The sequence below is a fragment of the Lyngbya sp. CCAP 1446/10 genome, assembly GCF_026130175.1.
Taxonomy (GTDB): domain Bacteria; phylum Cyanobacteriota; class Cyanobacteriia; order Cyanobacteriales; family Microcoleaceae; genus Microcoleus.
In genome coordinates this window covers 1-8,245 of sequence record NZ_JAIGNI010000107.1, presented here as the reverse complement: position 1 = coordinate 8,245, position 8,245 = coordinate 1, and the positions used below count along the sequence as shown (strand labels likewise).

General features: G+C 47.5%; 5 protein-coding genes. All 5 read left to right on the top strand.

Going from position 1 to position 8,245, the window contains the following annotated elements:
• The coding region (locus K4039_RS26095; protein WP_265239412.1) for a DNA-formamidopyrimidine glycosylase at nucleotides 1-718 on the top strand (718 nt) is incomplete at its 5' end.
• A 282-nt stretch (nucleotides 719-1,000) separates the two neighbouring features.
• Nucleotides 1,001-1,216 carry an NAD(P)H-quinone oxidoreductase subunit O gene (locus K4039_RS26090; protein WP_265239411.1) on the top strand — a complete coding sequence of 72 codons (216 nt, stop codon included), beginning with the start codon at nucleotides 1,001-1,003 and terminating at the stop codon, nucleotides 1,214-1,216.
• A 116-nt stretch (nucleotides 1,217-1,332) separates the two neighbouring features.
• Nucleotides 1,333-2,298 carry a malate dehydrogenase gene (gene mdh / locus K4039_RS26085; RefSeq protein ID WP_265239410.1) on the top strand — a complete coding sequence of 322 codons (966 nt, stop codon included), beginning with the start codon at nucleotides 1,333-1,335 and terminating at the stop codon, nucleotides 2,296-2,298.
• A gap of 881 nt (nucleotides 2,299-3,179) precedes the next feature.
• Nucleotides 3,180-7,739 (top strand): PAS domain S-box protein, encoded by a 4,560-nt coding sequence (locus tag K4039_RS26080; RefSeq protein WP_265239409.1) that lies wholly within the window; start codon nucleotides 3,180-3,182, stop codon nucleotides 7,737-7,739.
• Between the two features lie 200 nt (nucleotides 7,740-7,939).
• Entirely contained in the window at nucleotides 7,940-8,074 is a 135-nt protein-coding gene (locus K4039_RS30035) for a four helix bundle protein (RefSeq protein ID WP_375339837.1), read from the top strand.
• Nucleotides 8,075-8,245: the final 171 nt, after the last annotated feature.

The window sequence follows — 8,245 nt, the reverse complement described above, 5'->3', positions numbered from 1 at the left end:
GGGGGAGAGTGGGGGAGGGACAGAATTCCTAACTCAAACTCCTAGTTCTTCCCTTGTGCCTTCTTCCTTCTCCCTTCTGCCTTCAAAAGCCGGCTGGTTGGGCGTGCACCTGCGGATGACCGGACAATTATTGTGGGTAAACGAATCCGAACCACTGCCAAAACACGCGCGAGTCCGCCTATTTTTTGCAGGAAACCAAGAATTGCGGTTTGTAGACCAGCGCACCTTCGGACAAATGTGGTACGTGCCCGCAGAAACCGAAGTTTCTAGCACAGTCACCGGCCTGAAACTCCTAGGCCCGGAACCATTTTCCGACGAATTTACCACAGAATATTTAGCCCGCAAGCTACACCGACGGGCGCGACCAATTAAAACAGCTTTGCTAGACCAGACACTGGTAGCGGGTTTGGGCAATATTTATGCAGATGAAACTTTGTTTTTGTCGGGAGTAATGCCGACAACTCTGTGCGCGGATTTGACAAGAGAGCAAATTGATCGCATCCATTCAGCTATCATTCAAGTTCTACAAAAGGCGATCGCCTCCGGTGGCACAACTTTCAGCAATTTTCTCAACGTCCAAGGTGTGAACGGCAACTACGGCGGCGTCGCTTGGGTGTACAATCGCGCTGGTCAACCCTGCCGCACTTGCTCTACAACCATTGAAAAGATAAAATTAGCAGGGCGATCGACTCATTACTGCCCCGCCTGTCAGAAATAAGCAGTTCGGCAACAGATTATGTAGCGGATTTAACGAATATACAAAATCCCAGCTTCCGACTCTTGAGTCTGCGGAGGCAGACTTCGTTTGACAAGGATCGGTTTCAACCGCCGACTCAATCAACCGCCGACTCTTCCGACTCTTGAGTCTGCGGAGGCAGACTTCGTTTGACAAGGATCGGTTTCAACCGCCGACTCAATCAACCGCCGACTTTTTTAACTGGTATTAAAGCCAAATCAGCATTAAAATTTGTATACTTTTACAAATTAAGAAGAGCAAGTCATGGCAATCAAAAAAGGTAGCATAGTCCGCGCAATTCGCGAAAAATTGGAAAACAGCCTAGAAGCCCAAGCCAGTGATCAGCGCTTTTCCTCCTATCTATTTGAAACAAAAGGCGAAGTGATGGATGTTCGCGGCGAGTACGCCTTCGTCAAATTCGGCAAAGTCCCCACCCCCAATATTTGGCTGCGCGTAGACCAACTCGAAGATTTTAACTAACTCACTGAAACAAAACATCAGTGTTCTTGATCTAAGGTAGGGTGTGCACCGCGCACCTTACCCTAATTAAGCTCATTCTTAAAATCTCAAGTCTCAAATCCCAAATCTAAAATCGAATGAATTCCCCTTCAAATTATCCATCAACCCGCGTCTCAATTATCGGTGCAGGCAAAGTCGGTAGCACCTTAGCCCAACGAATTGCCGAGAAAAATCTAGCAGATGTAGTATTGCTAGATATTGTCGAAGGTTGGCCGCAGGGAATTGCTTTGGACTTGATGCAAGCTAGGGGGGTCGAACGCCACGATCGCCAAATCGTCGGTACAAACGATTATACAGATACCGCTAACTCAAATATCATCGTAATTGCCGCCGGCATCCCCCGCAAACCCGGTATCAATCGCGAAGATTTAATTAAAATCAATGCTCGAATTGTTACCGAAGCTGCAAAAAGTGCGATCGCCCATTCCCCCGAAGCCATTTTAATCGTAGTCACAAATCCCCTAGATATCATGACTTATTTAGCGTGGGAAGCTACGGGTTTACCAAAACACCGAGTCATGGGTATGGCGGGAATTCTCGACTCCGCCCGCTTTCAAACTTTTATTGCTATGGAATTGGGCGTTTCCATTGCTGAAGTCAATGCAACTGTCCTCGGTTCCCACGGCGATTTAATGGTTCCTGTACCCCGCTATTCCACTGTCAACGGCATTCCCATCGCTCAACTGATGGATGCTGGGGCGATCGATCGCATTGTACAACGCACACGCCACGGCGGCGCAGAAATTGTCGGATTGATGAAGACTGGTAGTGCTTATTTTGCACCCGCATCTTCTACCTGTTTGATGGTAGAATCAATTGTATTAAATCAATCGCGACTCTTGCCTTGCTCAGTCTATTTGGACGGTCAATATGGCGTGAAAGATCTATTTTTAGGTGTTCCCTGCCGCTTGGGATCTCAGGGAGTAGAACAGGTGGTCGAACTCGAACTCAGTGATACGGAAAAAGCTGCGTTTATCGAATCTGGCAAAGTGGTTTCCCAAAATATTGACGAAGCAAAGGCGATACTGAAAACTGCCCGTTAAGTCAACAAAAAACCGCTGATAGCCTTGCTCACCCTTTGTGAGGTACGCCGGCTTTTTAATTATATGGCTTACACAGAAGACTCAAGAAACCGGGTTTTTACCAAAATTAAGGGTTTTTGGTTAGCATTTTGGTAAAAAATCCGGTTTCTGGCAACCTATATAAGTCCTCAATTACCAATTATCAAAAATCCAAGCGCACCTCATTTTTCGCTCGAAAGGCTCTATCTAATTTTCAACTGATCTAAATTTAAACAAATTTTAATAAAAGGACTCCCAACCGGATATTCGATCGCAAAACTAAGGATAACATCGATCGAGTTTGCGATAATCAGAAAAAGGTGACAATTGCAACCACAGGGGAGGAAAAAATGTCAAACTTAGTCAAGACTTTGGGCCCACTCCCGCCATGAAACCGGGTTTCTCGTTTCCAGTTTCCCAGCTTCCCAGACTTAATTACGTTAAGAAACCGGGTTTATGCGTAAGTTGGGCGAGTACAATTCTCAATTATTGACAATTTATGACGCAGCCAATCACCGATCGCCCGTTTTTACCGTAAATATACTGAGTTAAGATACTCGATTGACCTCCAAATCTAGAAAAAATAGGGATATGCAGGACGAGTAGCTGCTAAGTGCTAGCAGAAGCAGCAGAATTTGTCCTTTGCCTTGTTGATTTACCAGGCTCGACTTGCAGAGCGCTATGGGGATGCTATGTATAGCAACCGCCACATCGGTGAGGACATAAATAACTTCATGAATAGAGGCGATACCCGTACTGTATCAATGGTTTGATTCCCGTTATGCAACTGTCAACTGTCCACTGTCAACTGTCAACTGCTATACCTCGATACCAAACCGCAAAAAAACTAAAAAAATAACATTATGTTTCATGAATACCTTTACCAAGAAGTAACCAACCTGCGCGAAAAGCTAGCTCACCTAGAAAGAGAAACGCAGTCTCAAACCTGGTTCAAAAAGCTGCAAGCCCTGATGGGAGTGATTGGCAAAATTCGCGAATCCCTAGACTTAGAAACAATATTTAAAACCACAGCCACCGAAGTCCGGCAACTCCTAAATGCCGATCGAGTCGCCGTCTACCGCTTCCTTCCCGAATCCGAGTGGAACGACGGCGAAGTAGTCTCCGAAGACGTGCTGCCCCAATACAGCCCATCCCTGGGCGCAAAAGTTCATGACCACTGCTTCGGCGAGCAATTTGCCGCCAACTACGCCAAAGGATACGTTCAAGCAGTCAGCGACATCTACACAGCCCGGTTGAGTCCCTGTCACCTCAAAATCCTCAAGCGATTTCAAATCAGAGCAAACTTAGTCGTACCCCTACTGCAAGGGCAACATTTGTGGGGATTGCTTTGCATTCACCAGTGCGGCGAACCCCGCGATTGGCAGGAAGACGAAATCGAATTTGCCAGACAAGTAGGCGACCATTTAGCAGTCGCAATTTCTCAGGCCGAATTGCACTGGCAAACCCAGAGGCAATTAGCAGAAATCAAATCGGCGCAGCAGAAACTCCGCGACAGCGAGCGAAAATATCACCAAATTCTCGATTCGATCGCCGATATGGTATTAGTCAAAGGCCCCAAATCCCAAATCGTCTGGGCAAATCAAGCCTTCCGCGACTATTACGGCATGAGTCAAGAGGAAGTGCAAGGGCTCGTAGACGCACCTTTCGCCGAACCTGACCACACTCTCCAGTACATTAAAGATGACACCTTCGTATTTGAAACCGGACAAACCCTGCAAATTGCCGAAGAACCGGTGACGCGCTACGACGGAGAAGTGCGGCTGTGGAGTACAGTCAAAACACCAATCCGCAATCAAGACGGCCAAATCACCATGACTGTCGGCGTCTCCCGCGACATGACGGAACGCAAAGCAGCAGAAGAAGCCGTCAAAGCCAGCGAAACCAAATACCGCAGTCTGGTAGAAACTTCCCAAGACATGATTTGGTCTGTCGATGCGACTGGACACTACACCTTCGTCAACCCAGCAGTTAGGTATATCTACGGTTACGAACCAGCAGAAATGCTCGATCGACCGTTCTCCGATTTTGTGACACCAGAACAAGCCGAGAAAGATTTAGCTGTTTTCGCCCGCCTGTTTGCGGGAGAATCAATTTTCCAGTACGAAACTACCCAAATTGCCAAAGACGGCAGCATGAAACATTTGATGTTCAATGCCATCCCCCTGTACGACGAAACCGGAAACTTCCTCGGCACCACCGGTACAGCTACCGACATTACCGATCGCAAGCGCGCCGAAGCAGCATTGCAACACGCCAACGCCGAACTAGAACGCAGAGTTGAAGCCCGCACCGCCGAACTGCGCCAGACTTTTAGCGCTCTCACCGCCAGCGAAGCCAAGTTTCGGACGATCGCAGCTACCATCCCCGGAGCCCTGTTCCAATTTTGCAGCAGAGAGGGAGAGTGGAGAGTTGACTATATCAGCGATCGCATCGAAGATATCGCCGGCATCACCGCAGCAGAAATGATGCAAGACATCACCTCCTTCATTTCCCGCGTCCACCCCGAAGACTTGGAAACCTACATCGCTTCCGTCACCGAAGCCGTCGAAAATCTCTCTCCCTGGCACTACGAAGGGCGGTTAGTCAAGCCCGACGGTGAGATTCGCTGGTGGCAGAGCGACTCCATCCCCACCCGCAGCGAGAACGGCGAAATCGTATTTTGTGGCGTCACGCTCGACATTACCGATCGCAAAGTTGCCGAAACCGCCATCCGCGACAGCCAGCGGCAACTACAAGAAGCCCAGAGACTCGCCCACGTCGGTAATTGGGAATTCAACCCAGCCACGGAAACCGTCACTTGGTCGGAAGAACTCTTCCGCATCTTTGGGTTCGAACCGGCTGCGGCTGCGCCCAGCGTAGAGCAGCAACTCTCTTGGTGTCATCCAGAAGATTTGGAATTGTGGCAAACGCAAGTACAGCAGAGCATTGAATTCGGCATTCCCTACGATTTTGATCACCGGTTTTATCGTCCCGATGGCACATTACGGTACATCAATGCTTTGGGTCAAGCTGAAACCGATGCCAATGGCAAGGTGGTAAAATTGTTCGGCACGGCGCTCGACATTACCGATCGCAAAGCCGCCGAAGCAGCCCTGCGGCAAGCAGCAACCGAGTTGGAAGACAGAGTGAGCGATCGCACCGCCGAACTTTCTCAAGCAGTCACTCAGTTAGAACAAGAAATTGCCGATCGCAAACAGGCAGAAGCAGCCCTGCAAGTTTCCGAGCAAAACCTGCGAACCATCTTTAACAATGTCTACGATGCTATCTTCATTCAAGACTTAGAAGGTAACATTCTCGATGTCAACGATCGAATGTTAGAAATGTACGGAGTTAGTCGGGAAGAAGCCATTAAATTATCAATTACCAAGGACTATTCCAGCGACGAAAATCCTATTCAACTAATGAGAGAACTTTGGGAAAAAGTATTATCAGGCGAAAGCACCCGTATCGAATGGAAAGCTAGGCGTCCCAACGACGGTTCAACCTTTGATGCAGAAATTGCGGTGTCAAGAATTTATCTCAACGGCAATCTCAGCGTCATTGCCAACGTGCGAGATATTAGCGATCGCAAAGCGGCGGAAGCAGAACTGCAACAGGCTCAAAATTTTATGGAATCAGTGCTCAACACCATACCCGTAGGAGTATTTGGCAAAGAAGCAGAAGAGTTGCGATTTGTACTGTGGAACCCGGCGGCCCAAGAGTTGCTTGGTTTCAGTGCAGCAGAAGTTATGGGCAAAAATAATTACGATTGTTTCCCAACAGAACAAGCCGACTTGTTCACCGCCAAAGACCGGGAAGCGCTCGCCAGCGGGCAAATTGTAGACATTCCCGAAGAACTGATTCAAACAAGAGAAGGCGAGACTCGCATATTTCATACGAAGAAAACCGCAATACTCGATGCTGATGGCACACCGCAATACCTATTAGCTGTCACCGAAGACATTACCGATCGCAAACTAGCAGAAATTGCCTTGAAGCAATCTGCATCCCAACTCAAACAGCAAGCAGATCGAGAAAAATTGCTCAACATTCTCACCGCCCAAATCCGCAATTCCCTCGACTTCGACAGCATCGTTACAGTCGCAGTTGAGGAAATTCGCGCTTTCATGCAGATCGATTGCTGCAATTTTGCCTGGTACCGCGACGACGGAGACCAGCCTTACTGGGAAATTATTAAAGAATCTCGCCGGGCCCAACTTCCCGATTTAACAGGTCGCTATCAAGCTTCCGATTTCGGTCTGATTGGACAACAAATCTTGCAGATGGAAATGCTGCGGATTGATGATGTCGAAACAGTCGCAGATCCTGTGTGGAAAGAAACCGTGAGAGCAATGGGCTACCAATCGCTATTAATCATTCCCATGCAGGCACTTTCCGGGGTAGTGAGTGCAATTAGCTGCTGCAACAGCCGTTCTGTGAGGCCTTGGAGCGACAGCGAAGTCGAATTGTTGCAAGGGATTACAGTTCAATTGGCGATCGCCATCAACCAAGCCGAACTTTACACCCAAACTCGCAATAAAGCTCACGAATTAGAGCAAACATTACAGCAATTAACCAACACTCAATCGCAGTTAATTCAAAGCGAAAAAATGTCATCTCTCGGTCAACTCGTCGCAGGAGTTGCCCACGAAATCAACAACCCAGTTAACTTTATTTACGGCAATCTCACCCATGCCAACGACTATACTCAAGACTTGCTTAACTTGCTCGAACTTTACGAAAACCACTATCCTGTTCCTGTTGCAGAGATTCAAAATGAAATAGAAAATATTGAACTAGAATTTCTGAGGGAAGACTTGCCAAAGTTGCTTGTTTCGATGAAAGTCGGTGCCGATCGCATTCAACAAATCGTTGCTTCTCTCCGCACCTTCTCCCGCATGGATGAAGCGGAAATGAAAGCAGTAAATATTCATGACGGCATAGATAGCACTCTGATGATTTTGCAGCATCGCTTCAAAGCTAAACACAATCATCCAGAAATTGAGGTGATTAAAGAATACGCTCAACTGCCCTTAGTAGAATGTTATGCCGGACAGTTAAATCAAGTATTTATGAACATCTTGAGCAATGCTTTGGATGCTTTGGAAGAACGGGATCTGCGCCGTTCTGCTGAGGAAATGCGGCAACAGCCCAGCAACATCCGCATCCGCACTGAAATATCGCCAGCCGGCAAGGTAATCATTCGGATTACTGACAACGGGCCGGGAATACCGGAGACTGTCGGCACTCGGCTTTTTGACCCGTTTTTTACCACTAAACCTGTGGGTAAAGGCACTGGGATGGGCTTGTCGATTAGCTATCAAATTGTTACAGACAGACACAACGGGTCGCTCAAATGCACTTCTTCGCCGGGACAGGGTGCAGAATTTGCGATCGAGATTCCGCTGAAAACTAATTGCTAATGGGCATTGGCCAAACAGGGCATTGGCCAAACAGGGCATTTGGCATACCTCACTTTTTTGAGAACCGCTATAGTTGAGTTTTTGAGGTAGTTATGGGAAGACCTGATTTTGAAGAATTAGAGGTTTACAAGTTGGCGGAAAGTTTAGCAAACGAGATTTGGGAGACTGTTAAAAAATAGGATTACTTCACAAAAGATACGATCGGCAAACAAATTGTTCGGTCTGCTGATAGTGTCTGTGCTAATATTGCTGAAGGAAGAGGTCGTCATAGTGACCAAGATAATCGGCGTTTTGTAAAAATTGCTAGAGGCTCTTTGTACGAGACCGTAAACTGATTAAGATTAGCCTATGCTAGACAGCTTATCACAAGCGAACAAGTAAGCAAATTTAAACCAATTATCGATAAGTTACTGCCCAAACTTAACGCTTATTTGAACTCCATAGGGCGCAGGGAATAAATTATAAAAAATCCCAGCCCCATGCCCCATGCCCCATGCCCCATGCCC

Excerpts from the sequence above, each read along its gene's own strand:
- K4039_RS26080 (WP_265239409.1), top strand. The coding sequence starts at position 3,180 with ATGTTTCATGAATACCTTTACCAAGAAGTAACCAACCTGCGCGAAAAG.
- K4039_RS26090 (WP_265239411.1), top strand. The coding sequence starts at position 1,001 with ATGGCAATCAAAAAAGGTAGCATAGTCCGCGCAATTCGCGAAAAATTG.
- mdh (WP_265239410.1), top strand. The coding sequence starts at position 1,333 with ATGAATTCCCCTTCAAATTATCCATCAACCCGCGTCTCAATTATCGGT.